The organism is Nakamurella alba, assembly GCF_009707545.1.
GTDB lineage: Bacteria > Actinomycetota > Actinomycetes > Mycobacteriales > Nakamurellaceae > Nakamurella > Nakamurella alba.
Genome location: NZ_WLYK01000001.1, coordinates 522,701 through 547,680 on the forward strand (window position 1 = coordinate 522,701; position 24,980 = coordinate 547,680).

Annotated in this window: 22 protein-coding genes and 1 riboswitch; of the genes, 19 read left to right on the forward strand and 3 right to left on the reverse strand. The window is 71.4% G+C overall.

Going from position 1 to position 24,980, the window contains the following annotated elements; genetic code table 11:
- The first annotated feature begins 227 nt into the window (after nucleotides 1-227).
- The 4 genes from GIS00_RS02220 to GIS00_RS26760 all read left to right on the forward strand — a co-directional run bounded on the left by GIS00_RS02220 (nucleotide 228) and on the right by GIS00_RS26760 (nucleotide 4,508).
- Nucleotides 228-728: an adenylyltransferase/cytidyltransferase family protein gene (locus tag GIS00_RS02220; protein ID WP_322097372.1), complete on the forward strand. Its 501-nt coding sequence runs from the start codon at nucleotides 228-230 to the stop codon at nucleotides 726-728.
- Nucleotides 729-1,115: 387 nt separating this feature from the next.
- The gene (locus tag GIS00_RS02225; RefSeq protein WP_322097373.1) at nucleotides 1,116-2,723 is read left to right on the forward strand and encodes a sugar transferase; all 1,608 of its coding nucleotides are present in this window, start codon (nucleotides 1,116-1,118) and stop codon (nucleotides 2,721-2,723) included.
- A 109-nt stretch (nucleotides 2,724-2,832) separates the two neighbouring features.
- Nucleotides 2,833-3,801, forward strand: coding sequence for a hypothetical protein (locus tag GIS00_RS02230; protein WP_154766763.1), 969 nt, complete (start codon nucleotides 2,833-2,835; stop codon nucleotides 3,799-3,801).
- 41 nt (nucleotides 3,802-3,842) lie between these two features.
- Nucleotides 3,843-4,508 (forward strand): MazG family protein, encoded by a 666-nt coding sequence (locus GIS00_RS26760; protein WP_322097374.1) that lies wholly within the window; start codon nucleotides 3,843-3,845, stop codon nucleotides 4,506-4,508.
- 109 nt (nucleotides 4,509-4,617) lie between these two features.
- Here the strand turns inward: GIS00_RS26760 and GIS00_RS26765 are convergent, their stop codons facing one another.
- From GIS00_RS26765 to GIS00_RS02245, 3 genes are read right to left on the reverse strand one after another with little or no spacing between them, the layout of a single operon-like run.
- The gene (locus GIS00_RS26765; RefSeq protein WP_196073082.1) at nucleotides 4,618-6,249 is read right to left on the reverse strand and encodes an ABC transporter permease; all 1,632 of its coding nucleotides are present in this window, start codon (nucleotides 6,247-6,249) and stop codon (nucleotides 4,618-4,620) included.
- Nucleotides 6,246-7,133 carry an ABC transporter ATP-binding protein gene (locus GIS00_RS02240; RefSeq protein ID WP_154767812.1) on the reverse strand — a complete coding sequence of 296 codons (888 nt, stop codon included), beginning with the start codon at nucleotides 7,131-7,133 and terminating at the stop codon, nucleotides 6,246-6,248. The genes GIS00_RS26765 and GIS00_RS02240 overlap by 4 nt, the downstream gene beginning before the upstream one ends.
- 20 nt (nucleotides 7,134-7,153) lie before the next feature.
- Nucleotides 7,154-7,795 carry a TetR/AcrR family transcriptional regulator gene (locus GIS00_RS02245; RefSeq protein ID WP_230312723.1) on the reverse strand — a complete coding sequence of 214 codons (642 nt, stop codon included), beginning with the start codon at nucleotides 7,793-7,795 and terminating at the stop codon, nucleotides 7,154-7,156.
- 81 nt (nucleotides 7,796-7,876) lie between these two features.
- Nucleotides 7,877-7,993, forward strand: a riboswitch (SAM riboswitch).
- Nucleotides 7,994-8,294: 301 nt separating this feature from the next.
- On the opposite strand from GIS00_RS02245, the gene GIS00_RS02250 reads away from it, so the two are divergent.
- The 15 genes from GIS00_RS02250 (at nucleotide 8,295) to GIS00_RS02320 (ending at nucleotide 24,944) form a co-directional block, all read left to right on the forward strand.
- Entirely contained in the window at nucleotides 8,295-9,608 is a 1,314-nt protein-coding gene (locus GIS00_RS02250; RefSeq protein ID WP_154766764.1) for a bifunctional o-acetylhomoserine/o-acetylserine sulfhydrylase, read from the forward strand.
- A gap of 3 nt (nucleotides 9,609-9,611) precedes the next feature.
- Nucleotides 9,612-10,715 (forward strand): homoserine O-acetyltransferase MetX, encoded by a 1,104-nt coding sequence (gene metX / locus GIS00_RS02255; protein WP_154766765.1) that lies wholly within the window; start codon nucleotides 9,612-9,614, stop codon nucleotides 10,713-10,715.
- Nucleotides 10,716-10,814: 99 nt separating this feature from the next.
- Nucleotides 10,815-11,813, forward strand: a complete 999-nt coding sequence (gene fgd, locus GIS00_RS02260) for a glucose-6-phosphate dehydrogenase (coenzyme-F420) (RefSeq protein WP_322097376.1) — start codon at nucleotides 10,815-10,817, stop codon at nucleotides 11,811-11,813.
- A 352-nt stretch (nucleotides 11,814-12,165) separates the two neighbouring features.
- Nucleotides 12,166-13,074 (forward strand): FAD binding domain-containing protein, encoded by a 909-nt coding sequence (locus tag GIS00_RS02265; protein WP_154766766.1) that lies wholly within the window; start codon nucleotides 12,166-12,168, stop codon nucleotides 13,072-13,074.
- Entirely contained in the window at nucleotides 13,071-13,547 is a 477-nt protein-coding gene (locus tag GIS00_RS02270; protein WP_154766767.1) for a (2Fe-2S)-binding protein, read from the forward strand. Before GIS00_RS02265 ends, GIS00_RS02270 begins: the two co-directional genes overlap by 4 nt.
- Nucleotides 13,544-15,859, forward strand: a complete 2,316-nt coding sequence (locus GIS00_RS02275) for a xanthine dehydrogenase family protein molybdopterin-binding subunit (RefSeq protein ID WP_154766768.1) — start codon at nucleotides 13,544-13,546, stop codon at nucleotides 15,857-15,859. Before GIS00_RS02270 ends, GIS00_RS02275 begins: the two co-directional genes overlap by 4 nt.
- Nucleotides 15,856-16,986, forward strand: a complete 1,131-nt coding sequence (locus tag GIS00_RS02280) for a DUF917 domain-containing protein (RefSeq protein WP_230312724.1) — start codon at nucleotides 15,856-15,858, stop codon at nucleotides 16,984-16,986. The genes GIS00_RS02275 and GIS00_RS02280 overlap by 4 nt, the downstream gene beginning before the upstream one ends.
- Nucleotides 16,970-18,532, forward strand: a complete 1,563-nt coding sequence (locus GIS00_RS02285; RefSeq protein ID WP_154766769.1) for a hydantoinase/oxoprolinase N-terminal domain-containing protein — start codon at nucleotides 16,970-16,972, stop codon at nucleotides 18,530-18,532. The genes GIS00_RS02280 and GIS00_RS02285 overlap by 17 nt, the downstream gene beginning before the upstream one ends.
- A gap of 147 nt (nucleotides 18,533-18,679) precedes the next feature.
- Nucleotides 18,680-20,011, forward strand: coding sequence for an ABC transporter substrate-binding protein (locus GIS00_RS02290; RefSeq protein WP_154766770.1), 1,332 nt, complete (start codon nucleotides 18,680-18,682; stop codon nucleotides 20,009-20,011).
- A gap of 40 nt (nucleotides 20,012-20,051) precedes the next feature.
- A complete protein-coding gene (locus GIS00_RS02295; protein ID WP_154766771.1) occupies nucleotides 20,052-20,825 on the forward strand; it encodes an ABC transporter ATP-binding protein in 774 nt (257 codons plus the stop codon).
- Nucleotides 20,809-21,534: an ABC transporter ATP-binding protein gene (locus tag GIS00_RS02300; RefSeq protein WP_154766772.1), complete on the forward strand. Its 726-nt coding sequence runs from the start codon at nucleotides 20,809-20,811 to the stop codon at nucleotides 21,532-21,534. The genes GIS00_RS02295 and GIS00_RS02300 overlap by 17 nt, the downstream gene beginning before the upstream one ends.
- On the forward strand, nucleotides 21,531-22,412 hold the full coding sequence (locus GIS00_RS02305) for a branched-chain amino acid ABC transporter permease (protein WP_154766773.1): 882 nt from the start codon (nucleotides 21,531-21,533) through the stop codon (nucleotides 22,410-22,412). The genes GIS00_RS02300 and GIS00_RS02305 overlap by 4 nt, the downstream gene beginning before the upstream one ends.
- Nucleotides 22,409-23,584: a branched-chain amino acid ABC transporter permease gene (locus GIS00_RS02310; protein WP_154766774.1), complete on the forward strand. Its 1,176-nt coding sequence runs from the start codon at nucleotides 22,409-22,411 to the stop codon at nucleotides 23,582-23,584. Before GIS00_RS02305 ends, GIS00_RS02310 begins: the two co-directional genes overlap by 4 nt.
- The gene (locus GIS00_RS02315; RefSeq protein ID WP_154766775.1) at nucleotides 23,581-24,570 is read left to right on the forward strand and encodes an LLM class flavin-dependent oxidoreductase; all 990 of its coding nucleotides are present in this window, start codon (nucleotides 23,581-23,583) and stop codon (nucleotides 24,568-24,570) included. Before GIS00_RS02310 ends, GIS00_RS02315 begins: the two co-directional genes overlap by 4 nt.
- A 53-nt stretch (nucleotides 24,571-24,623) precedes the next feature.
- Entirely contained in the window at nucleotides 24,624-24,944 is a 321-nt protein-coding gene (locus GIS00_RS02320) for a hypothetical protein (RefSeq protein ID WP_154766776.1), read from the forward strand.
- Nucleotides 24,945-24,980: the final 36 nt, after the last annotated feature.

Consider the following 24,980-nt stretch of genomic DNA (forward strand, 5'->3'; position numbering starts at 1 on the left):
TCACCACCTCACTCGATCCCGCCGGCGGACGCCGGCGCGCAGTGGTGCGCCGACACCCGGTCGGCGGGCGACTGCTCCGCATGTCCACCCAACGTAGCGAATCACCCGAAGGGGACCGCATCGTTGGAGTGAAAGGCCGGGTCGGAGGCGTGCCGACCGGTTACAGTCGATGACGACATCCGCCCGTCCAGGGTGCGAGACGATGCGCCGGCGCTCGGATCCGCGCCGTGGACCCACGAGAAGACGAGGTCGCCATCGTGCCGATCCGAATCGGTTATGCGCCCGGTGCCTACGACCTGTTCCACGTCGGTCACCTCAACATCCTGCGGCACGCCAAGGAACGCTGCGACTTCCTGGTCGCCGGCGTCGTCTCCGACGAGATGTGCGAGCTCACCAAGGGTGTCAAGCCGGTGATCCCGCTGGCCGAGCGTCTCGAGGTGGTCCGCAGCGTCCGCTTCGTCGACGACGTGTACGCCGAGCGCACCCGCGAGAAGCTCGACTCCTGGCGGGATATCGGCTTCACCCACATCTTCAAGGGTGACGACTGGCGGGGCACGCCGAAGGGCGAGAAGCTCGAGTCCGACTTCGCCGCCGTCGGTGTCGAGGTCGTGTACTTCCCCTACACCGTGCACACCTCGTCCACCCAGCTCCGCCGGGTGCTCGCCGCCATCGCCAATGGCGCGGACGCGCCGACGGGGGAGCAGCCGGCCCGGGCGATCGCCACCTGAGTCCCTGCCACCTGTGGTCGAAGGGCGTCGGTCGGACATGACCGGCGCTCTTCGTGCTGCCGGTGCCGGATCGCGCCGGCGGTGCCCGCGGATCGAGCGGCCGTGCAGCCGGGCCCGCCCGGTTCGTGGGACGGAGATCGACGCGATCGGGGGCCTGCGACGGGCCTGCCGGAGCCCCGCGTCACGGACGGGCAGTCCTTGGGTCCCGAACGGGTGATCGGCGGAATCCATCTTGGTTCCGACCTTACGGAGCGTTAAAGTTTCACCGCAGTAAGGATGACCGCTGTCGGGGTCGATCATCCGGTCAGGCAGTCCGCACAGGTGCTGGAACCTTCAGGTTCGCTCCGTGCGGACGCGGATGACATCGATACCGAAGAGGAGCTGTTGGTGAGCGTCGACGCGCCCGCCGGTGTGCACAACGCCGGAGTGCCGAACGTTGTACCCACGCAGCGGGGTCCGCGTACGGCCGAGTTCCAGCAGACCGGCACCGCCCCCCGCTCCGCGGAGGTCGCCACCGGACCGCTCACCGTCACCGCCCCGGCCAAGACGCCGTGGGCCGTCCGCTACGGCCGCCGTCTCGCTCTCACCGATCTCGTCGCCATCATTTGGGCCGGCGCCGGCGCGCACACCGTGCACATGGGCGTCTTCTCCTCGCAGGTGTCCCGCGACCCGGTCGACGGCGCCTACCTGCTGCTGACCGCCTGCCTCGCCGCGGCCTGGGCCCTGGTCCTCCTCTGGGGCGGCAGCCGGGACGCGTCCGTCGTCGGCCACGGCGCCGAGGAGTACAAGCGCGTCGTCCAGACCAGCGTCGGCTTCTTCGGCCTCGCCGCGATCTGCTCCTACGTGTTCAACCTGCACCTGCCGCGGGTCTACGTGCTGGTGATGCTGCCGGCCGGCCTGCTGGCCCTGCTCGCCACCCGCTACCTGTGGCGCCGCTGGCTGCACGTACAGCGCCGCGGTGGTCGCTACGTCTCCCAGGTGCTGGCCGTCGGCAACGTGCGCACCGTGCGCGAGCTGGTCGCCGATCTGCGCCGCGCCCCGTTGTCCAGCTACCGCGTCGTCGGCATCTGCACCCAGCCCGATCCCACTGCCACCGGCCTGACCACCGAGGGCCCGTCGGCCGTCCGGAACGTCGACGGCATCCCGGTGCTCGGTTCGCTGGACGACGTCGCGAAGGTCGCCGCCGCCCACGACATCGACGTCGTCGCCGTCACCGCCACCGCCTCCTTCGGCCCGAGCCGGGTGCGCAGCCTCGGCTGGGAGCTGGAGAAGACCTCGGTAGACCTGGTGCTCGCCCCCGCCCTGACCAACATCGCCGGCCCGCGGGTGCACACCACGCCGGTCGCCGGCCTGCCGCTGATCCACGTCGACCGGCCCACCTACCGCGGTGCGAACCGGGTGCTCAAGCGTTCCTTCGACATGATCGGTGCCGCGCTGCTGCTGGTGCTGCTCAGCCCGGTGATCCTGGGCATCGCCGTCGCGATGAAGTGCACCGACCGTGGTCCGCTGTTCTTCCGGCAGGAGCGGGTCGGCGTCAACGGCCGCACCTTCCGGATGGTCAAGTTCCGCTCGATGGTCGTCGACGCCGAGGCGCGGCTGGCCGCGCTGCAGCAGGCGCAGCGGGACGCCGGCAACCAGGTGCTGTTCAAGATGCAGGACGACCCGCGCATCACCCGGATCGGCAAGGTGCTGCGCCGCTACTCGCTGGACGAGCTGCCACAGTTGTTCAACGTGCTGCGGGGCGACATGAGCCTGGTCGGGCCGCGGCCGCCGCTGCGCTCCGAGGTCGACGTCTACGGCGACGAGGCGATGCTGCGGCTGCTGGTCAAGCCGGGCATGACGGGTCTCTGGCAGGTCTCCGGCCGGTCCGACCTCTCCTGGGAGGACACCGTCCGGCTCGACACCTACTACGTCGAGAACTGGTCCATCACCGGCGACCTGGTCATCCTGTTCAAGACCCTCAAGGCCGTGACCTCCAGCGGCGGGGCGTACTGACGCCCATCTACGTGGGTGCCGTCGCCGGCCTCCCATGATCGTCTCCGGGCGCGGATCCGCTGCGGCTGTGGCAGTCTGACTCGCAGCCGAGGAACCGAGAGGGGTGCCGGTGAGGTCGACGACGTCCTTGTCCGCTGCGCTGCCGCAGACCCGCCGGGCGCGCCGCCCGATCCGCACCGCGCTGCTGGTGCTGGCCGTCGCCCTGCCCGGGCTGGCCGCCTGCACCGCGGATCCCGGGTCGGCCGCCGAGTTCGACGGCATCGGGTACAGCCAGTCCGCGCTGGGCGATCGGGTCCAGCAGGTGATCGACGAGCAGGCCGGCGGCACCTCCACGACGTTGTCCCGGCAGAGCGCGAACCGCACCCAGCTGACCGATGTCATCCGCAGCCACCTGATCGGCAAGGCCGCCGCTGCGGCCGGGATCTCGGTGACGCCGGGGGAGGTGCAGGAGACCGTGCAGTCGTCCGGGATCGATCCGGCGGCGGTCGCGCAGTCGCTGCAGATCCCGCTCGCCGACGTCCCGGCCACCCTCGGCGACCTGGTGCTGGTCAGCAAGATCGCCACCGCCACCGGCGGAGCCGTGACCACCGACGTCGTCTCCACCACCTACGAGGGTGTGGTCGTGCCGGACCGGGCCGCGGGCATCGCGCTGCGGTCGGCGATCCAGGCCGACCCCGGCAACGCCGTCGCCCTGATGGACGCCACCGGCGGCCGCCGGGGCAGTCAGGTGATCAGCTCGGCCGAGGCCCATGCGGTCGAGGGGGCGGCGGGCCTGTTCCGCGCCGCTGTCGGCGACGTCGTGGTGGTGCCGCAGGCCAACGGTGTGGTGGTCGCGCTCATCACGGCCCGCTCGTCCCAGCAGCAGGTGATCCAGCTCGGCACGCTCGGCAGCGGGCTCGAGGGATTGCTGGAGGTGGAACGGGTGATCCTGTCCACCGTCGCAGCCACCTCCGCGATCGAGGTCAACCCACGGTTCGGTCTCTGGGACCCGGTCTCCGTGTCGGTGGTGCCGGATCCGCTCGCCGCTGTCCCGGACGTACCTGCGCCGGGGACCGGGCTGACCGCCGCGCCGGCCTGAGCCCGCACCGGGCTGGTTCCACCGCCCGGATAATGGGGCCGGTGAGCGAGACCAACGGGCTACCGGGCGACGGACTGCGGCGAGCGGTCGAGGTGATGGACCGGCTGCGATCCCCGGGTGGCTGCCCGTGGGATGCCGAGCAGACGCACGCCTCCCTCGGCCGGTACCTGGTCGAGGAGTGCTACGAGCTGCTGCAGGCGATCGAGGATCAGGACGAGCGGGCGATCCGTGAGGAACTCGGCGACGTGCTGCTGCAGGTGCTCTTCCATGCCCGGATCGCGGCCGAGACGCCCTCTGCGGAGGGCGGTTTCGACATCGACGACGTCGCCGGCGACCTCGCGGACAAGCTGATCCGCCGGCACCCGCACGTGTACGCCGATGCGGAGGCCGTCGACACCGCGGCCGACCAGCAGGTCCGCTGGGTGGAGCTGAAGAAGGCGGAGGGCCGGTCCTCGGTGCTGTCCGGGGTCGCCCTCGGGCAACCGGCGGTCGCCCTTGCCGCCAAGCTCGGCGCCCGGTCGGTGAAGTACGGGGTGCAGGTGCCACTGCCCGCCGGCGACTCGATGGGGGAGCAGCTGTTCCGGCTCGCCTACGAGGCCGGCGCCACCGGCGGTGACCCGGAGTCCGAGCTGCGCGCGGTGGCCCGGGGTCATGCCGACCGGCTGGTCGCGGCCGAACGAAGTGCCCCGACGGGCACCACCGGCTGATCCGTCGGGGGTCACCGGGACGGCGGAGGGTGCCGGCGGTGCCACCGGGACCGGCGGATCCGTCCGGCGGCAGCCACAGCAGACACACGACGCGGGGACGCGTACCGGATCAGCCGACGTCGCGGCGCCGGAATCCGAGCAGCCCGGCGATCACCAGCACAGCGGCGATCCCGGTCAGCACCAGGACCGGGGTCCAGTCCATCGCCGCCGAGGGCAGCTGCGGCAGGTGACCGAACGGCGAGAGGTCGATGACCCAGCGCGGCAGCCGCAGCAGGTCGCCGAGCTGGCCGAGCAGCAGCGCCACGCCGACCGCCGCCCAGGCCACTCCGATGGCGCGAGGCGCGAGACCGACCAGCAGCAGGGCGATCCCGCCCATCACCCAGACCGCGGGCAGTTGCACGAGCAGCGCGGACAGTCCGTCGCCGAGACCGGCCCCGCTGCCGCCGCGGGCGCCGAGGGCAACACCGGCGGAGAGCCCGCACAGGGTCAGTGACACGGCCGGGGCGACCACCACCCACAGCAGCTGCACCGCGAACAGCCGGGTCCGGCTCACCGGGCAGGACAGCAGCAGCTCGGTCCGGGCCGCCTCCTCCTCGGCGCGCAGCCGGAGGGCGATGGACACCGCCTGCCCGGCCACCGCGATCCCGACGAACCCGCCGATCGCGGCCAGCACCACCGCGGAGATCCCGCCGTCGCCGCCGAGCCGGCGGAACAGCTCCTGGATCTGTGGACTGCCCTGCAGCAGCTGATCGGCGCCGCCGGCCACCCCACCGAGCACCGCCCCGGCGACCGCGAGCCCGACCGCCCAGCCCGCCGCGGATCCCCACTGCAGCCGGACCCCGAGACCGCCGATCCCGGACAGCCGGCCCACGGCACGACCGGGCCGGGTGGGCAGCAGTCCCGCACCCAGATCCCGGCGGCGCTGGTACCAGGCCGCGGGCAGCAGCAACAGCACCGCCGCGGCCGGGTACAGCAACAGCACCGGCCACCGGTTCGCGGCGAACGGCTGCAGCTGCTCGACCCAGCCGATGGGGGAGAGCCACCGCAGCCACGGCAGGTCGGATCCATCGGCGGTGGCGCGCAGCAGGAATGCCACGCCGACGGCGGTCCCGGCCAGCACGGTTGCCCCGCGGGCGGACCCGGCGAGTTGCGCGGCCAGCGCCGCCACCGCGGCGAACACCCAGGAGCAACCGGCCAGGGCGGCGACCAGCAGCAGAGACCCGGTGACCGCCGACCCGGTGGACAGCGCGCCGAGCAGCCCGAGCAGACCAACCGCCACCGCTGCGGCAGCGGCGACCAGGACCGCGGAGGCGAGCTGCGCGGAGCGCCCCACCGCGGTGGCGGCCAGCAGCTCGGTCCGGCCCGCTTCCTCGTCGCCGCGGGTGCGCCGGACCACCGTGAACACGGCCATCAGCGCCAGCACGGTGGAGCCGATCACCCCGACCCGCCAGGCCGACAGCCCGCCCACCGAGCTGTCGAACACCGGGCCGGTGATCGCGACGGTGGCCGGGTTCGACCCGACCCCGATCGCGAGGTCGGCCCGGGCGGCGGCCTCCGGGTACAGCGCCGCGATCGCCGGGAAGCTGGTGCCGACCACCAGCCCGACCCCGATCACCCAGCACAGCAACGGGATCCGCTCCCGGCGCAGGCACAGCCGTAGCAGCGGGCCGAGGCCGGTCAGCGGCCCACCCCGCCCGGCCGTTCCCGGCGGAGCACCGATCCCCACCACCGCCGAGGTCATCGCGCGCCGCCGGTGGCCGGTTCCTCGCGGTAGTGACGGAGGAACAGCTCCTCGAGCGTGGGCGGGGACGCGGTCAGCGTCCGGACCCCGGCAGCGGTGAACGCCTCGAGCACCGGCCCGAGGCGGTCGGAGTCCACCGCCAGCTCGACCCGGGAACCCTCGACCCGCAGGTCGTGCACTCCGGGCAGCGCGTCGAGACCGCCAGGGACGGCGTCCAGGTCGGCCGCCAGCGAGGTCCGGGTGAGATGACGCAGCTGGGACAGGGAACCCGTCTCGACCACCCGACCGGCCCGGACGATGCTGACCCGGTCGCACAGCGACTCCACCTCGGACAGGATGTGGCTGGACAGCAGGACGGTCGTGCCGCGCTCCCGGGCCCGCCGGATCTCGTCCTGGAACACGGCCTCCATCAACGGGTCCAGCCCGCTGGTCGGCTCGTCCAGCACGAGCAGCTCCACGTCGGCGGCCAGCGCCGCGACCAGCGCCACCTTCTGCCGGTTGCCCTTGGAGTACGTCCGGCCGCGCCGCCGGGGGTCGAGTTCGAAGCGCTCCAGCAGATCCGCCCGTCGGGCCGGTTCGACCGGGCCGCGCAACCGGCCCAGCAGGTCGATCACCTCGCCGCCGGTGAGGTTCGGCCAGAGAGTGACATCGCCGGGGACGTAGGCCAGCCGGCGGTGCAGCGCCACGGCGTCGGCGAACGGATCACCACCCAGCAGCAGGGCCGACCCGGCATCCGGCCGGAGCAGGCCGAGCAGCACCCGGATGGTGGTGGACTTCCCGGCGCCGTTGGGCCCCAGGAAGCCGTGCACCTCGCCGGTGCCCACCGTCAGGTCGAGGTCGTCCAGTGCGACCACGTGCCCGAACGTCTTCCGGACACCTTTCATCTCCAGAGCAGCGGTCCCGGTCACGGTTCCTCCTGGCGGGTGTGCAGGTGTGCGAGATAGCCGTCCAGCAATCGGCTGTCGGTGAACAGCCCATGGGTGAGCAGCTCGACCAGCGGCAGGGCCACCCGGTCCGCGGCGGCGACCTGCGCCGCCGGTGCCGGCGTGCCGGGCGGCGCCAGGTAGTCGGCCAGCAACTGGGTGCCCAGGCTCATCACCACCAGCGCGAGGGCGCGGCCGGTGTCGTCACCGGCCGACCGGACGTCACCCCGCTCGGTCGCCAGCACCAGGTAGCGCCGGGTCTGCTCCACCAGCCCGTCGAAGAAGCGGCGGGCGAACGGGCCGCCCTCGACCAGGGCCTGCCGCACGTAGCCGTGCAGCGGCTCGGCGGGCCTGGCGGACATCAGTTCCGCGAGCGTGGAGAGGTCGGCGCCCGCCACCTCGTCCACCGAGGCGGCGAAGAAGTCCGAGATGTGGGCGTCGCAGGCCGCGCGCAGGCCGTCCTTGGACCCGAAGTGGTGCAGCACCAGCGCCGGCGAGACGCCGGCGGCCGCGGCGATGGCGCGCACGGTCGTCCTGGCGAAACCGTGCGTGGCGAACAGGGTGATCGCCGCGTCCCGGATCCGGGCACGTGTGGTCAGGTCGTCGTCCTGCGCTGAACGCATGTTCAGCATGCTAAACGCGTGTTCAGCCATCGGTCAAGACACCCGGTGCCCCGGCGACACCGGTTCGCTACACTCGCGTCAGGTCATGAGTGCCAGTGACAAGCCCCGGCTCGCTGGCCGGCAACCCTCCACACGCGGTGGGGTGCCCCGGGTGATTGACCTGGCGGAGCCCGGATCCGGGTTCCGCAAGCGCGGGTCGGCCACCTGGCCGGCCCAGTTGGCCGCCCGGAGGAGCGCAGCTGTGTCCTGTCGAATGTGTTGCCGCCACTGAATTCTCCGGCGTCCGCAGTGCGGCCGACGTACCCGGGGTAGTGGTCCGAAGGCCGCATCCTGCCGCCCCGCACCGGGCGGTCCAGGAACCCAGCAGCACCCGCCGCGCCCCGGTATCCGGGACATGGCGGCCATCCGTCCTCGTTGTATCAGCGACCCGTCCCCGCCCGTCATCCCCGGCGGAGCGGGCATGGTCGCTGCCCCGCCCTCACGTCACAGGAGATGAGAGATGAGCCCCAACTGGTCCTTCGAGACCCGGCAGATCCACGCCGGCCAGACCCCGGATCCCACCACCAAGGCCCGGGCCCTGCCGATCTACCAGACCACCTCGTTCGCCTTCGACTCCAGCGAGCACGGCCGCAAGCTGTTCGCGCTGGAGGAGCTCGGCAACATCTACACCCGGATCCACAACCCCACCACCGATGTCGTCGAGCAGCGGATCGCCTCCCTGGAAGGTGGCACCGGTGCGCTGCTGGTCGCGTCCGGCCAGGCGGCCGAGACGCTGGCGATCCTCGCCATCGCCGAGGCCGGTGACCACGTGGTGTCCTCGCCGCGGCTCTACGGCGGTACCTACAACCTCTTCCACTACACGCTGCCGAAGTACGGCATCAGCGTCGACTTCGTGGAGGATCCGGACGATCTCGAGTCCTGGCAGGCCGCCGTCAGGCCGAACACCAAGCTGTTCTACGCGGAGTCGATCTCGAACCCGCAGCTGGACGTGCTGGACTTCCGCGGTGTCTCCGACGTGGCGCACCGCAACGGCGTGCCGCTGATCGTCGACAACACGGTGCCCAGCCCGTATCTCATCCGGCCGATCGAGCACGGCGCGGACATCGTGGTGCACTCGGCGACCAAGTACCTCGGCGGCCACGGCACCGCCATCGGCGGCGTGATCGTGGACGGCGGCACCTTCGACTGGAGCGCCGACCCGGAGAAGTTCGCGAACTTCAACAACCCGGATCCGAGCTACAACAACCTGGTCTGGGCCCGGGATCTCGGCCCGAACGGGCTGTTCGGCATCAACGTGTCGTTCATCTTCAAGACCCGGCTGCAGCTGCTCCGCGACATCGGGCCGGCGATCTCCCCGTTCAACGCCTTCCTGCTCGCCCAGGGCATCGAGACGCTGAGCCTGCGGGTGCAGCGGCACAACGAGAACGCGCTGGCCGTCGCCCGTTTCCTGGAGGGCCGGGACGAGGTCGAGTCGGTGTCGTACCCCCAGCTGGAGTCCAGCAAGTGGCACGCGCTGCAGCAGCAGTACGCACCGCTGGGCGGCGGCCCGATCGTCTCCTTCGAGATCAAGGGCGGTGTGGAGGCCGGGCAGACCTTCACCGACGCGCTCGAGCTGTTCACCAACCTGGCGAACATCGGCGACGTCCGGTCGCTGGTCATCCACCCGGCCTCGACCACGCACTCGCAGCTGTCCGAGGCCGAGCAGTTCACCACCGGTGTCACCCCCGGCCTGATCCGGCTGGCCGTCGGCACCGAGTCGATCGACGACATCCTGGCCGACCTCGACGCCGGGTTCCGCGCGGCGAAGGGCTGACCGATGACCGCGGTGTCGGCCGGGCCCGACGGCTCACCCGCCGTCGGGTCCGGTCGGCATGCGCGGGAGATCGGTGACCTGCCACTGGATTCCGGTCACGTGCTGCCGGCGGTCACCATGGCGTACGAGACCTGGGGCCGGTTGTCGCCGGAGCGGGACAACGTGGTGCTGGTGCTGCACGCCCTCACCGGTGACGCCCACGTGGTCGGCGACGTCGGTCCGGACCAGCCCACCCCCGGCTGGTGGGACGGGCTGATCGGGCCGGGGTCACCCATCGACGACGCCGAGTACTTCGTGATCGCCGCGAACGTGCTCGGCGGGTGCCGGGGCAGCACCGGCCCGTCGTCGACCGGCCCGGACGGCCGGCCCTGGGGGTCACGGTTCCCGGAGATCACCGTGCGGGACCAGGTGCGGGCCGAGCACCGGTTGCTGCAGCAGCTCGGGATCACCTCGCTGGCTGCGGTCCTCGGTGGCTCCATGGGCGGGATGCGCGCGCTGGAATGGGGTGTCGAGCACGCCGGTTACGTGCGCGAGGTGATCGCGGTGGCCACCACCGCGGCCGCCTCCGCGGACCAGATCGCCTGGGCCACACCGCAGCTGGCCGCGATCCGGATGGACCCGGCGTTCGCCGGCGGCGACTACCACGGCGGTCCGGCACCGGTCGCCGGGATGGCGGTGGCCCGGCAGATCGCACACACCACCTACCGCAGCGCGCAGGAGCTCGAGGACCGGTTCGGCCGGGACGAGCAGCCGGGCGGCGGCTTCGCGGTCGGCTCCTACCTCACCTACCACGGCGAGAAGCTGGGCCGCCGCTTCGATCCCGGCTCCTACCTGGTGCTCACCGAGGTGATGAACGGCCACGACCTCGGCCGTGGCCGCGGCGGCGTCGACGCCGCACTGGCCATGATCACCGCCCCGATCACCGTGGCGGTGGTGGACAGCGACCGCCTCTACACACCCGCCGAGGGCGCGCGGATCGCCACCGCGCCCACCGCGCGTCCGCTGCAGGTCATCCACTCCCGGCACGGTCACGACGGTTTCCTCATCGAGGCGGACCGGATCGGCGACATCGTGCGCACGGCGCTGGCCGCCGGGAAGAGCTCCTGACCGCACCGCGACCGGCACGGCGACGACGGGTCAGTAGTGTGCGGGGCAGGAGCCGCGGCGTCGACCGGCCGGATCCGGGACGGTGCGGAGGAGGAACGGGTGGCGGTGCGGTTCGGCTACAAGGCGTCCGCCGAGTTCTTCGGGCCACGTGAGCTGATCGAGCTCGGTGTGCTGGCCGAGCAGAGCGGGTTCGACTCCGTCTTCGTCTCCGACCACCTGCAGCCCTGGCGGCACGACGGCGGCCACGCCCCGGCCACCCTGCCCTGGTTGGGTGCCCTCGGCGAACGGACCAGCCGGATCCTGTTCGGCACCTCGGTGCTCACCCCGACCTTCCGCTACCACCCCGCGGTGATCGCGCAGGCGTTCGGCACCCTCGGTCTGCTGTACCCGGGCCGGGTCGTGCTCGGCGTGGGATCGGGGGAGGCGCTCAACGAGGTGCCGCTGCGGTCGTCCTGGCCGGACGGCCGGGAGCGGTTCGCCCGCCTCAAGGAGGCCGTCACGCTGATCCGGAAGCTGTGGGCCGGCGACCGGGTGCACTTCGACGGGACCTGGTACTCCACCGACAACGCCACTGTCTACGACCGGCCCGAGGTGCCGGTGCCGATCTGGATCGGCGCCTCCGGACCGGCCGCGACCCGGCTGGCCGGGCGGATCGCCGACGGGTTCATCACCACCTCCGGCAAGTCGACCGCCCAGTACACCGAGACCCTGTTGCCGGCCCTGGCCGAGGGTGCGGCCCGGTCCCGGCGCAGCCTCACCGACCTCGAGCTGATGATCGAGGTCAAGGTGTCCTTCGACCCGGACCCGGCCCGGGCGCTGGCGGACACGGCGTCCTGGGCCACCCTCGCGCTGACCCCGGAGGAGCGGGCCGGGGTGACCGACCCGCTCGAACTGCAGCGGATCGCCGCTGCGGTCACCCCGGAGCGGGCCGCGGCGCGCTGGATCGTCTCCTCGGATCCCGACGAGCACGTCGAACGCATCGGTCGCTACCTGGATCTCGGCTTCACCCACCTGGTCTTCCAGGCGCCCGGACCGGACCAGGCCCGGTTCCTCGAGCTCTACGGGTCGCAGGTGCTGCCCCGGTTGCGGGCCCGCTGACACCCTCCTCCCGCCGGAGACCGACGGCCTCCGGCGGTACCCGTCGCCGGTTCCCCTCCGGCCGGCGCCCGAGGGCGGAATCGGCCGCCCGGGACGCCGCACCGCGCGCCGGGGAGAACAGAACGGCGTTCTGTGGCCGGTGCCTCACCGGCCGGTCCGGTGGCCTGTGCCACACCCGATCGGCCGTCGGTCAACCCAGCGTCACTTTCGGCGTGCACAGAGCGACAACTGTCGTCCAGCGGTAAACCCGGCGACACACGACCGTCATTCGTTGCCGTCCTGCACAAGAAGAGGTCGAAACCGGGCGATGTGCCCATAGTCGGCCGATCGGAATCCGACATACCGTCGGCCCATGACAGCGACCAGCACGGCGTTCGCGCCGCCCGGGGTGCGCATCACCGACACCACCGACGAGGTGCTCGCCGCCCTCGCCGCCCTCGGGTCCGATGCGACGGTGATGGCCGGCGGCACCGAGGTGATGATCCGCCTGCGCCGCCGCGAGATCGACCCGAAGCTGTTGCTGCACATCGGTCGTCACTCGGAACTGCGCACGATCACCGAGGACGCCGTCGTCGATCCGGACGGCGGTGCGGCGGCCGCGGCTCTGCGGATCGGCGCCACGGTGACCCACCACGACCTGCTGGCCGACCCCCGGGTGCCGGAGCTGGTCAAGATCACCGCCGAGCGGATCGGCTACCCGCAGACCCAGGAGCTGGGTACGGTCGGCGGCAACCTGATCATCGCGCACCCGGCGGACCTGGCCACGCCGTTCTTGGTGCACGATGCACAGGCGGTGCTCAGCTCGCAGGCCGGCACCCGGACCGTTGCCGTCGCCGACCTGATGCTCGGCGACCGGCTGACCGCGATCCGGCCCGACGAACTGCTCTCCTCGGTCACCCTGCCGACGCTCCCGGGAGCGGTCACCGGCTACCGCAAGGTCGGCCGCCGCGGCGAGATGGACGCCCCCATCATCACTGTCGCGATCCTGCTGCAGTTCGGCACCGGTGCCACGATCACCGACGCCCGGGTGGCGGTCGGGTCCTACGCCGACGTCCCGTTCCGGGCCCGCGCGCTCGAGCAGGCACTGGTGCGCACCGGTCTCCCGGACGGGCCGGCGATCGCCGAGCTGTCCCGGCTGGCCGACCTCGGCGCCGAAGCGGTCGAGGACGTCAAGGCCACCGCCCGTTACCGCCGCACGCTGCTGCCCCGCCTGGTCGCCGATGTGCTGACCGGCTGCCTGGCCCGAGGAGTGGACCGATGAACCAGATCTCCGCCGAGATCAACGGCCGGGTGCGGAGCTGTGCGCCGCTGGGTGCCGAGTCGCTGCTGCACTCGCTGCGCGAGCGCTGGGAACTGCGCGGCGCGAAAGAGGGCTGCCTGGAAGGGGAGTGCGGCGCCTGCACGGTGCTGCTGGACGGCCGCGCGGTCGACTCCTGCCTGGTGCCCACCGCCGCCGTCGACGGCCGCTCCGTCCGCACCATCGAAGGACTCGCCGGTTCGCCGGTCGGGACCGCACTGCAGGGCGCCTTCCAGGCACACGGCGCCGTGCAGTGCGGGTTCTGCACCCCCGGGATGATCGTCTCGCTCACCGATCTGCTGGAGCACAACCCGGACCCGGACCGAGGTCAGGTGCTGGACGCCGTCACCGGCAACATCTGCCGCTGCACCGGTTACGTCCAGATCGTCGAGGCCGCCCTCGCCGCCGCCGCGACCCTGCGCGGGGAGACCTCGTGACCGCCTCGCTGATCGGCGCCCCGGTCGCCCGGAACGACGCCCCCGGCAAGATCACCGGCACGGCCGTGTACGGCATCGACCACCGCGAGGTCGGCATGGCGCACGGCGCCGTGCTCCGTTCCCCGGTGCCGGCCGGGCGCATCGTCACCCTCGACACCTCGCCCGCACTCGAGGTTCCCGGCGTCATCGCGGTGCTCACCGCGAAGGACCAGCCGGACCTGCTGGGTGGTTGGGTGCTGCGGGACCAGCCGATGCTCGCCGTCGACGAGGTCCGCTTCGAGGGCGAGGCGATCGCCCTGGTGATCGCCGAGACCCGGGAGATCGCCAAGGCGGCGACCACCGCGATCGTGCTGGAGATCGACGAGTGGCCGGGCATCGACATGGACGCCGCGATCGCCGGCCACGGCGACCCGGAGATGCGGTTGATCCACCCCGACTGGGCCTCCTACCAGCCGACCGGCGGGGACTTCCCGCGGGAGGGCAACCTCGCGGCCCGGATGTTCGCCGACCCGCCCGGGGTGGACGAGGCCTTCGCCCGCGCCGCGCACGTCGTCGAGGACACCTTCACCGTCGACCGGCAGTACCAGGCCTACATGGAGCCGAAGTCCGGCCTGGCCACCTGGGAGAACGGCCGCTGCACCCTGCACACCTCCACCCAGTACCCGTTCAACGTGCGTGACCGGGTCGCGCAGTACCTGGGCATGCGGTCCTCGGACGTGCGCGCTGTCGGCCACGTCATCGGCGGCGGCTTCGGCGGCAAGCTGGACGCCTCGGTGGAGCCGCTGGCCGCGCTCGGCGCCCGGGCGGTCGGCCAGCCGCTGCAGATCCGCAACGACCGCGAGGAGGACATCCTCACCTGCCCGAGCCGGGAGAACGCGGTGATCCGGGTCCGCACCGCGCTGGACGCGGACGGCGTAATGATCGCCCGGGACGTGCTGGTGGACAGCGACAACGGCGCGTACAGCGGCGAGATGCCCGGCCTGGCCTCCCTTCCGCTGTCGATCCTCGGCTCGGTCTACGAGATCCACGGCCCGGTGCGGGTCGACTCCCGTCTCTGGTACACCAACACCACCCCGACCGGCGCCTTCCGCGGGGTCGGCGGCCTCTACCTGTACATGTCGCAGGAACGCCACATGGACCACATCGCGGCGACCCTCGGCGTGGACCGCCGCGAGTACCGGCTGCGCCACCTGTTCTCCGACGGCTCGGTCACGCTGACCGGCCAGGTGCTGCCCGACGCGTCGCTGCTCGCCGAGGCCTTCGAGCTGATGGAGCAGACGGTGCCGTGGGAGCAGGCGCACGCCGAGCTCGGTCCCAACCAGGGGATCGGTATCTCCGCGGGCATGTGGATGACCAACCCGATGCCCGGCTCGGCCACTGTCAAGGTGAACGAGGACGGCGTCGTGCAGGTGATCAGCGGCGCCAACGACAACGGCTCGGGTTCGGTGTCGATGGGGCTGGTGCAGATCGTCGCGGAGACCATGGGGGTGCGGCCGGACCAGGTCGTGATCACCATGCCGGACACGGATGTCGCCGGCTACGACGGCGGCTCGCAGGGCAGCCGCACCACGCACTCCGCCGGCCGGGCCGCGCGGGACGCCACCGCCGATGCCCGCAAGCAGCTGCTCGACGTGGCCTCCGGGATGCTCGAGGTCGATCCCGCCGACCTGCTGATCACCGACGGCCGGGTCGAGGTGGCCGGGGTGCCGGAGCGCAGCCTGTCCGTCGCCGAGGTGGCCACCGCCGCCCTGTACTCGATCGGCCACATCACGGCGACCAGCTCCTACGCCACGCCGCCCGTGCAGTACAACCCGAGCTGTGCCGACGGACTGCTGTTCCCCGGCATGGCCACCCCCAGCTACCACGTGCACCTCGCCGTGGTCGAGATCGACCCTGTCACCGGTGGTGTCAAGGTCATCCGGTACGTGATCGTGCAGGAGACGGGCCGGGTCATCAACCCGGTCGGGTTCCGCGGGCAGGTGCAGGGCGGTGTCACCCAGGCCATCGGGTACGCCCTGCAGGAGCAGCTCCGCATCGGTCCGGACTGCCGCTACCTCGAACGCAACCTGCACCAGTACCGGATCCCGCTCGGGCTCGACCTGCCCGACGTCGAGATCGTCCCCATGGAACATCCCAGTGCCGCCGGGCCTTTCGGCGCGCTGGGCGTCGCGGAACCACCCATCACCTTCGCCCCGGCCGCCATCGCCAACGCCGTCAGCCACGCCCTCGGGCGCGCCTGCAACTCGTTGCCGATCACCCCGGAGCGGGTCCTGGACGCACTCGTCCCGGACGCACCACAGGAGAGACGTTGACCAGCAATCCGACCGCAGCCCCCGCGAGGGGCGACACCACCGACCGCATCACCCATCTCGGGGAGGAGGAGATCGCCGACCTGGCCGTCGGCTGCACCGTGCTCGCCGGCGGCGGCGGCGGTGACCCGCGCATCGGCCACCTGATGGCGCTGAACATGGTGCGCGAGCACGGCCCGGTGCCGGTGATCGACGTGACCGAGGTACCCGACGACGGCCTGGTGATCAGCGCCGGCATGATCGGCGCCCCCACCGTCATGGTGGAGAAGATCCCCAGCGGCGCCGAGGGGCCGGTCATCCGGTCCACCATCGAGCAGCAGCTCGGGGTGAAGGCGCACGCCATGATGCCGCTCGAGATGGGCGGCCTCAACGGTGTTCTCCCGGTCGCCTGGGCCTCCGCCACCGGTCTGCCGCTGGTCGACGGCGACCTGATGGGCCGGGCCTTCCCGGAGATCCAGATGTGCACCCCGCACCTGTACGACATCCCGGCCTGGCCGTGTGTGATGGTCGACGAGCGCTCGCAGGCGATCATCTTCGAGCCGCGGGACAACGTCTGGCTGGAAAAGCTTGCCCGCAATGCGGTCTCGACCTTGGGCGGGTGTGCCTGCGCCGGTCTCTACCCGATGACCGGGGCGCAGGCCCGCGGACCGGTGATCCGCGGGACGGTGTCCACCGCCGTCCGGATCGGCCGCACCGTGCGCACCGCCCGGGAGGACCCGTTCGGCGCGCTGGACGCCGAGGTCGGCCTCTACCCGCTGATCACCGGCAAGGTGATCGACGTGGACCGGCGCACGGCCGGCGGCTTCGTCCGCGGCAGCGCCGTCATCGAGGGCATCGAGGGCGACCGGGGTCGCCTGGTGCGCATCGAGTTCCAGAACGAGAACCTGGTGGCGCTGGAGGACGGCGAGGCCCTGGCCACCGTCCCGGACATCATCACCCTGCTCGACAAGCACACCGCCTACGGCATCGTCACCGAACACATCCGCTACGGACAGCGTGTGGTCGTCGGGGTCATCCCGTCGCCCGCCCCGTGGCGCACCCCGCGCGGCCTCGAGGTCGTCGGACCCCGCGCCTTCGGTTACGACGTCGACTACGTCCCCGTGGAGGAGACCCATGCCCGCGTCGGTTGATCTGCGGATCGGGATCGACGTCGGTGGTACCAACACCGACGCCGTCGTCCTGGACCGGGAGAACACGCTCCTGGCCAAGTTCAAGACCCCGACCACCCCGGACCTCACCTCCGGCATCAGCCTGGCCATCGAGTCGGTGCTGGCCGGCCTGGACGAGCCGGTGGAGCGCATCACGCACGTGATGCTGGGGACCACCCACGCCACCAACGCGATCCTGGAGCGGCGGGACCTGTACAAGGTCGCCGTCGTCCGGATCGGGGCTCCGGCGACCACCTCGATCCCGCCGTTGCTGGACTGGCCCGCCGACCTCGCCGAGGTCGTCTCCGCCGGTGACGTGGTCATCCGCGGCGGCAGCGAGATCAGCGGTGACCCGCTGACCGACTTCGACGCCGACGCGCTGGCCCAGTTCCTGCGCAGCGTCCAGGGCACCGCCCAGGCGGTCGCGGTCACCGGGGTGTTCTCGCCGGTCTCCGCCGAGCACGAGTTCCTCGCCGAGAAGGTCGTGCACGAGGTGCTCGGCGACATCCCGGTGTCGCTGTCGCACGGCATCGGCGCTCTCGGGCTGCTGGAGCGGGAGAACGCCTGCGTGCTCAACGCCGCCCTGGTCGGTGTCGCCCGCAAGGTCGTCGCCGGGCTGACAGAGTCGTTGCAGCGCAACAAGATCGACGCGGTCAGCTTCCTGACCCAGAACGACGGCACCTTGATGGGCCTGGACTACGTGCTGCGCTTCCCGGTGCTCACCATCGGCAGCGGACCGGCCAACTCCATGCGCGGCGCCGGCTACCTGACCAACATCACCGACGGCGTGGTGGTGGACGTCGGCGGCACCTCCAGCGACATCGGCATCCTGATCAACGGTTTCCCCCGGGAGTCCAGCACCGCGGTCGACATCGGCGGCGTGCGCACGAACTTCCGGATGCCCGACCTGGTCTCCATCGCCGTCGGCGGCGGCACCCGGATCCGGGCCACCGCGGACGGGATCACCGTCGGTCCGGACAGTGTCGGCTACCGGCTGCGCACCGAGGCCCTGGTCTTCGGCGGCGGCAGCCCGACCCTGTCGGACGCCGCGGTGGCCGCCGGCCGCATGTCGATCGGCGACCCGGAGAAGGTGGCCGGTCGCGAGGAGACCCTCAAGGCCGCGCAGGCCGAGGCGGACGACCAGGTGTGGAACGCCATCGACCAGATCCGGCCCTCCCGGATGTCGGTTCCGGTGGTCGCCGTCGGCGGTGGGTCGCTGATCCTGCCGAAGGACCTGCCCGGCTTCGACGACGTGCTCTGGCCCGAGAACTACGACGTGGCCAATGCGATCGGCGCCGCCATCGCCTCGGTGTCCGGTCAGGTCGACAAGGTGTTCAAGCTCGGCAACCGGACGCGGGAGGAGATCCTCGCCGAGGCCACCACCGCCGCGAGCGACGAGGCGGTCAGCGCCGGGGCCGACCCGGACGAGGTCGAGATCGTCGAGATCGAGGAGGTCCCGATGGCGTACCTGCAGGACCCGGTCGTCCGGATCCGGGCCAAGGCCGCCGGACCGCTCGGCGCGGTCTGACCCACCAGCCATCAGCCACACACAGTTCCCACCCGCGCACCGGTGCCGCTGCGCAGCCCCACCGCGAGTACCGGCTCCACCGCACGACAGGCAGTACGCAGCAACAGATCCCCGCACCAGATCCAGCACCTGACTGCAAGGAGAGACATGAAGAGCACGTTGTCCCGGGCGGCGCGGTTCGGTCCGCTCGCCCTGGCCGCACTGCTGGTCACCGGCTGCACCACGGCCTCGGAGACCAGCACCAGCACGAGCACCGCCGCCACCAGCGCCGCCGAGACCTCTGCCGAGTCCTCGGCGACGTCCGCGGGCTCGTCCGAAGGCAGTGCCACCTCCGAGGCGAGCACCTCGGAGGCCACCGGGTCCGCGGCCGCGCCCACCGGTGACCCCATCGTCATCGGGCACACCGCCGGCATGACCGGCTTCATGTCCGTGTTCGACATCCCGGTCGAGCAGGGCATGCAGATGGCCATCGACGACATCAACGCCGCCGGCGGCGTTCTCGGCCGCCCGCTGGAGCTGGTCACCAACGACAACGCCACCGACCCGACGCGCATCCAGACCGCGGCGCGCGAGATCATCGAGCAGGGCGCGGACTTCATCGTCCCGTCGTGCGACTTCGACATCGGCGCCCCGGCCGCCCGCGAGGCGCTGGCTGCGAACATCGTCGCGATCGGCTGCGCCGGTGGTCCGCAGTTCGGCTACGACGGCATCGGCGCGAACACCTACAACACCCACATCTCCTCGCCCGCCGAGGGTTCGGTCATGGCGACGTGGGCCTTCGAGCAGGGCTACACCAACCCGTACGTGATCGTCGACGACACCCTGGAGTACAGCCAGGTCGCCGCCGAGTCGTTCATCACCCAGTGGGAGGCGCTCGGTGGCACCATCGCGGGCCAGGACACCTTCCAGTCCGGTGACACCTCCGCCGCCTCCCAGGTCACCGGCATCCAGCAGGCCCAGCCGGACCTGATCGTCGCCGGCTCCTACCCGCCCGGTGGCGCCACCCTGATCCAGCAGATCCGCTCGGCCGGCATCGAGACCGACATGATGGGCCTGCAGGCCTTCGACGGCACCTACTGGCTGGAGTCGATCCCGAACCTGTCGAACTTCTTCATCCCGGCGACCGCCTCGATGTACGGCGACGACCCGCGTGCGGACATCAACGCCTTCTTCGAGCGGATCGAGACCGAGACCGGCGAGCCCGCCGCCTCCGGGTTCTACCCGCTGTCCGGCTACTCCAGCGTGCAGGCACTGGCCACCGCCATCGAGGAGGCCGGCAGCACCGACACCGCCGCCGTGGAAGCAGCTCTCAACAGCTTCACCGACGAGCCGCTGCTGATCGGGTCCACCACCTACACCGACACCTGCCACATCCCGAGTGCCCGCCCGCAGCTGGTCCTCGAGTACACCGACGGCCGGCCCGCGGTCGTCGCCCAGGACGTCGTGGTCACCGAGGTGCCCGGCGGCAACCCCTGCTGACGCAGGGCCCGCACGACGAATCAAGAAGGTTGGAACTGACATGACCGAACCCCGTTCGGCCCCGACCGGCGGTGCCACGGCACTGCGGGCGACCGGGCTGACCGTCGACTTCCGTGGCCTGCGGGCCATCGACCAGGTCGACCTCGAGCTCCACCCGTCCGAGATCCTCGGGCTGATCGGGCCGAACGGGGCCGGCAAGTCCACGTTGGTCAACGTCCTCACCGGTTTCCAGGCCTCGGCCGGGACGCTGGTGGTGGACGGGACCGACGTCACCGGGTGGTCCCCGCGGAAGATCGCCCGGCACGGTGTGCGCCGGACCTTCCAGAACGTCCGGCTCTTCGAGGAGATGTCGGTCTACGAGAACATCGAGGTCGTTGCCCTCGGCCTCGGCGTGAAGATGCGTGCCGCCCGCTCCGCGGTCGGCGAGATCCTGGATCTCACCGGCCTTGCCGAGTGGGCGGACCGCCCGTCCGGCTCGCTGCCCTACGGTCTGGAGCGCCGGCTGGGCATCGCCCGGATGCTGGTCGCCGCCCCGCGCTACCTGATGCTCGACGAACCGGCCGCCGGTCTCAACGAGCAGGAGAGCGACGAGCTGCTCGAACTGCTGCGGGCGATCCCGGAGCGGCTCGGCTGCGGCCTGCTGGTCATCGAGCACGACATGCGGCTGATCATGCGGCTCTGCCACCGGCTGCAGGTGATCGACCACGGCCGGGTGCTCGCGGTCGGCACCCCGGCCGCCGTGGCCGCCGACCCGGCCGTCATCGAGGCCTATCTCGGATCCCCGGTAGGAGCTGGCGATGCTGCAGATCACTGACCTGACCGTCCGCTACGGCAGCATCCCCGCCGTCCGTGGGGTGACCGTCGAGGTGGCCGAGGGCGAGCTCGTCACCATGGTCGGCCCGAACGGCGCCGGCAAGTCGTCCACCATGCGCGCCGTCGCCGGGCTGGAGAAGCCGGCCGGCGGCACCATCACCTTCGACGGTCGGCCGATCGGTGGACTGCGGCCCGAGCAGGTGGTCGCCGCCGGGCTGGCGCTGGTGCCGGAGGGCCGGCACATCTTCGGCGGACTCACCGTCAAGGAGAACCTGTCGCTGGGCGCCGTGTCCCGCCGCGACCGCAAGGCTGTCGCCGCCGACCTCGAGCGCGAACTCGAGCGCTTCCCGATCCTGCGGGAGCGGATCGACCAGGCCGCCGGCTTCCTGTCCGGCGGCGAGCAGCAGCAGCTGGCCATCGCCCGCGCGCTGATGAGCCGGCCGCAACTGCTGCTGCTGGACGAACCCTCGCTCGGACTGGCGCCGCGGATGGTCGACTCGGTGTTCGCCACCATCGAGTCCCTGCGTGCCGACGGCATCACCATCCTGCTGGTCGAGCAGAACGCCACCCGCGCGGTCGCCATGTCCGACCGCTACTACCTGCTGCGCACCGGCGAGGTCGTGCGCAGCGGCCTGGCCGGCCCGGACCAGGTGGCCGGACTGGCCGAGGACTACCTGGCCGGCCACAGCGACAAGGAGGCCGCCCGATGAGCCTGATCATCCAGAACATCATCAACGCACTGAATCTCGGCTGCCTGTTCGCCCTCTACGCGCTCGGCGTGGCGATGGTCTTCGGCATCCTGCAGCTGATCAACTTCGCCCACTCCAGCCTGATCATGGCCGGCGCCTACACCCTGGTGCTGACCGGCTCGCTGCCGCTGTGGCTGCGCATCGTGCTGGCCCTGGTGGTCTGCGTCGTGCTGTCGCTGCTGCTCGACCTGGTCGCCTTCCGCGGGGTGCGCGGCGCCAATCCGGCGACCCTGCTGGTCACCTCGTTCGGCGTCAGCATCGCGATGGCCAGCCTGGCCGAGGCACTCTTCGGCACCCTGCCGATGTCGACCCAGGTGTCGGAATGGCTCATGTCGAGCTGGCGCTTCGGGCAGGTCTTCGTGCCGCGGGTCAGCGTCTTCACCGTGCTGGTGACCGCCCTGCTGCTGATCGGCCTGACGGTGTTCCTGACGAAGACCTCGATCGGGCTGCAGATGCGCGCCGCCTCCGCGGACTTCTCCACCGCCCGGATGCTGGGCGTGAACGCGAACCGGGTGATCTCGGTGGCGTTCGTGATCAGCGGCGTGCTCGCCGCGGTCGCCTCGATCTTCCTGCTCACCAGCTCCGGTTCGGTCACCCCCGACTTCGGTGTCGACGCCATGCTCTTCGGCCTCGTCGCCGCCGTCGCCGGCGGCCTGTCCAGCCTGAAGGGCGCCGCCATCGGCGGTCTCGCGCTGGGCATCACCAGCCAGGTGCTGCAGACGGCACTCCCGTTGGACGTCAAGCCGTTCCGGGACGCGATCCTGTTCGCCGCGGTGTTCCTGCTGCTGGTGCTGCGGCCGTCCGGGATCATCCGCACCAGTGAAGGAGTCCGGGTATGACGGTCACCGAACACCTCGGCGTGGCCACCCACACCGGGTCGCGCCGCTCGCGGGCGCTGCGTTTCGTCGCCGTCCCGGCCGTGCTGTCCGTGGTCGTGGTGGTGCTGTCCGCGCTGCTGTCCACGGGTCCCGGGTCGCTGGTCAGCACACTGAGCGTCGCCCTGATCAACCTGACCATGGTGGTCGGCCTCTACATCTTCGTCGGCAACTCCGGCATCCACTCCTTCGGCCACCTGTCCTTCGCCTCGGTCGGCGGGTTCACCGCGGCGATCCTGGTGATGCCGCTCGACCTGAAGACCCGGATGTTCCCGGACGCGCCGGCACTCACCTGGTTCGCGCTGGACCCGTTCCCGGCCGTGCTGGTCGGCGGTCTGGTGGCCGCGGTGTTCGGGTTCCTGGTGGTGCTGCCGCTGTCCCGGATCAACGGCCTGTCCGCCGGTCTGGCCACGGTGTCGATCCTGATCGCGGTCAACGTCATCGCCTCCAACTGGGACAGCGTGACCCGCGGCCGGCGCGGCATCTCCTCGATCCCGTCGTCCACCACGGTGACCACCGCGGTGCTCTGGGCCATCGCCGCGATCTGGGCGGCCTGGCTGTTCCAGCGCTCGCCGTTCGGGAAGCGGCTGCGGGCCTCGAAGTCCGACGAGGTCGCGGCGCAGGCGGCCGGCGTGTCGATCGCCCGGGAGCGGATCATCGCCTTCACCCTCAGCGCCTTCTTCACCGGCATCGGCGGCGGGCTGTTCGCCCTGCTGCTCGGCTCGGTGACGCCCGGGACCTTCTACCTGGACTACACCTTCGTCATCATCGCGATGCTGGTGATCGGTGGCACCGACTCGCTCACCGGTGCCGTCACCGGGGCCGTCGTGGTGTCCGTGCTCAGCGAGGTGCTGCGCAAGGCCGAGGCCGGCGACGTGCTCGGCCTGTTCGAGATCACCCCGCGCCCGGGCCTGCAGTACGTGGTGCTCGGCATCATCATGGTGCTGATCCTGCTGCTCCGGCCCGCCGGCCTGACCCGCGGCCGCGAGCTCACCGAGTGGTTCACCCGGCGCCGCCGGAAGATCCCACCGACCGGCGGCAGTCCGATCGCCGCCGGCCCCACCGACCCACCAGGTCCTGTTCCGCCCGCCAACCCCGGCACCACCGATACCAGCCTCGTCAAGGAGTCCAGATGACCGGATCCGTCGGCATTCTCGTCCACGGCACCGCCGCCCCCGCTTCCCTCGCCCCGACCGCGAAGGCGATCGAGGACCTCGGCTTCGACGAGATCTGGCTCAGCGAGGACTACTTCCTGCTGGCCGGGATCTCCAGCGCCGCCATCACCCTCGCGGCCACCGACAACATCAAGGTCGGCATCGGCATCCTGTCCGCGGTGGTCCGCCACCCGGCCGTCACCGCGATGGAGGCGGCCACCCTGGCCGGTGCCTTCCCCGGCCGGCTGCAGGTCGGCATCGGCCACGGCGTGCCGTTCTGGGTCAAGCAGATGGACATGTACCCGAAGTCCCCGGTCGCCTCGCTGCGCCAGGTCATCGGCACCGTCAAGCGGCTGCTCGACGGCGAAGAGCTCACCGAGACAGGGCCTTTCGGCTTTGATGCGGTCAAGCTGGAGCACCCGGCGGCGACGCCGGTGCCGGTGCTCGCCGGCGTCGTCGGCCCGAAGTCGCTGCAGTTGGCCGGTGAGGTCGCCGACGGCACCGTCATGTCGGTCATCGCCACCCCGGAGTACCTGCGCTACGCCAAGGAGCAGATCGCGATCGGCGCGGCGAAGGCCGGCCGCGAGGCGGAGCCGCACAGCCTGCCGACGTTCGTGCTCTACCACCTGTCCGACGACAGCGCGGCGGCCGAGAAGGCCGCCCGGGAGGCGGTGGCCTTCTACCTGGCCGCCGTCGGCCCCACCCCGATGACCGGGGTGCTGGGTTTCAACGACCAACTCGCCGAGCTGATGGCGCTGGGCGACCTTGCGAAGATGACCGAGCGGCTGCCGTCGGAGTGGGTGGACCTGTTCGCGATCCACGGACCGGCCGACCGGTGTGCCGCCCGGATCAAGGAGTTCCACGAGGCCGGCGCCGACACCGTCGTGCTGGCACCGTATCCCGCCGAGGCGGGTGACGCGATGATCGCGCAGACCGCGGCCGAGGTGCTGCCGCTGCTGCGCGGCTGACCTTCCCTGCACGGCCTGGATGACCCGATTCCCGAGAAGAGAGGCGTACGAACGTGTCCGAGAACCGAGTGGTGTTCTTCCTGACCAAGCTGGGCTCCGAGGAGCTGCGCGACGAATACGAGACGTGGGTGCGCGAGGTCGACACCCCCGGTTCGATCGCGCTGCCCGGCATCGCGTCCTACCGCGTGGTGCGGCTGGAGGAGCCGGTGATGGAGGGCGTCGAGGTGACCTCCTACAGCTACATCGAGATCATCGAGATCACCGACCTGGCGCTGTACCAGGAGTCGATCGGCTCGCTGCCGCCGTCGTTCTTCGAGCAGTTCCGCACCTACATCTCGGGTTTCGACGCAGTGGCGGGTTCCTTCATCAACTAGGGCATCTCTCCCGACCCCGGATCTGCCGGGCGGTCC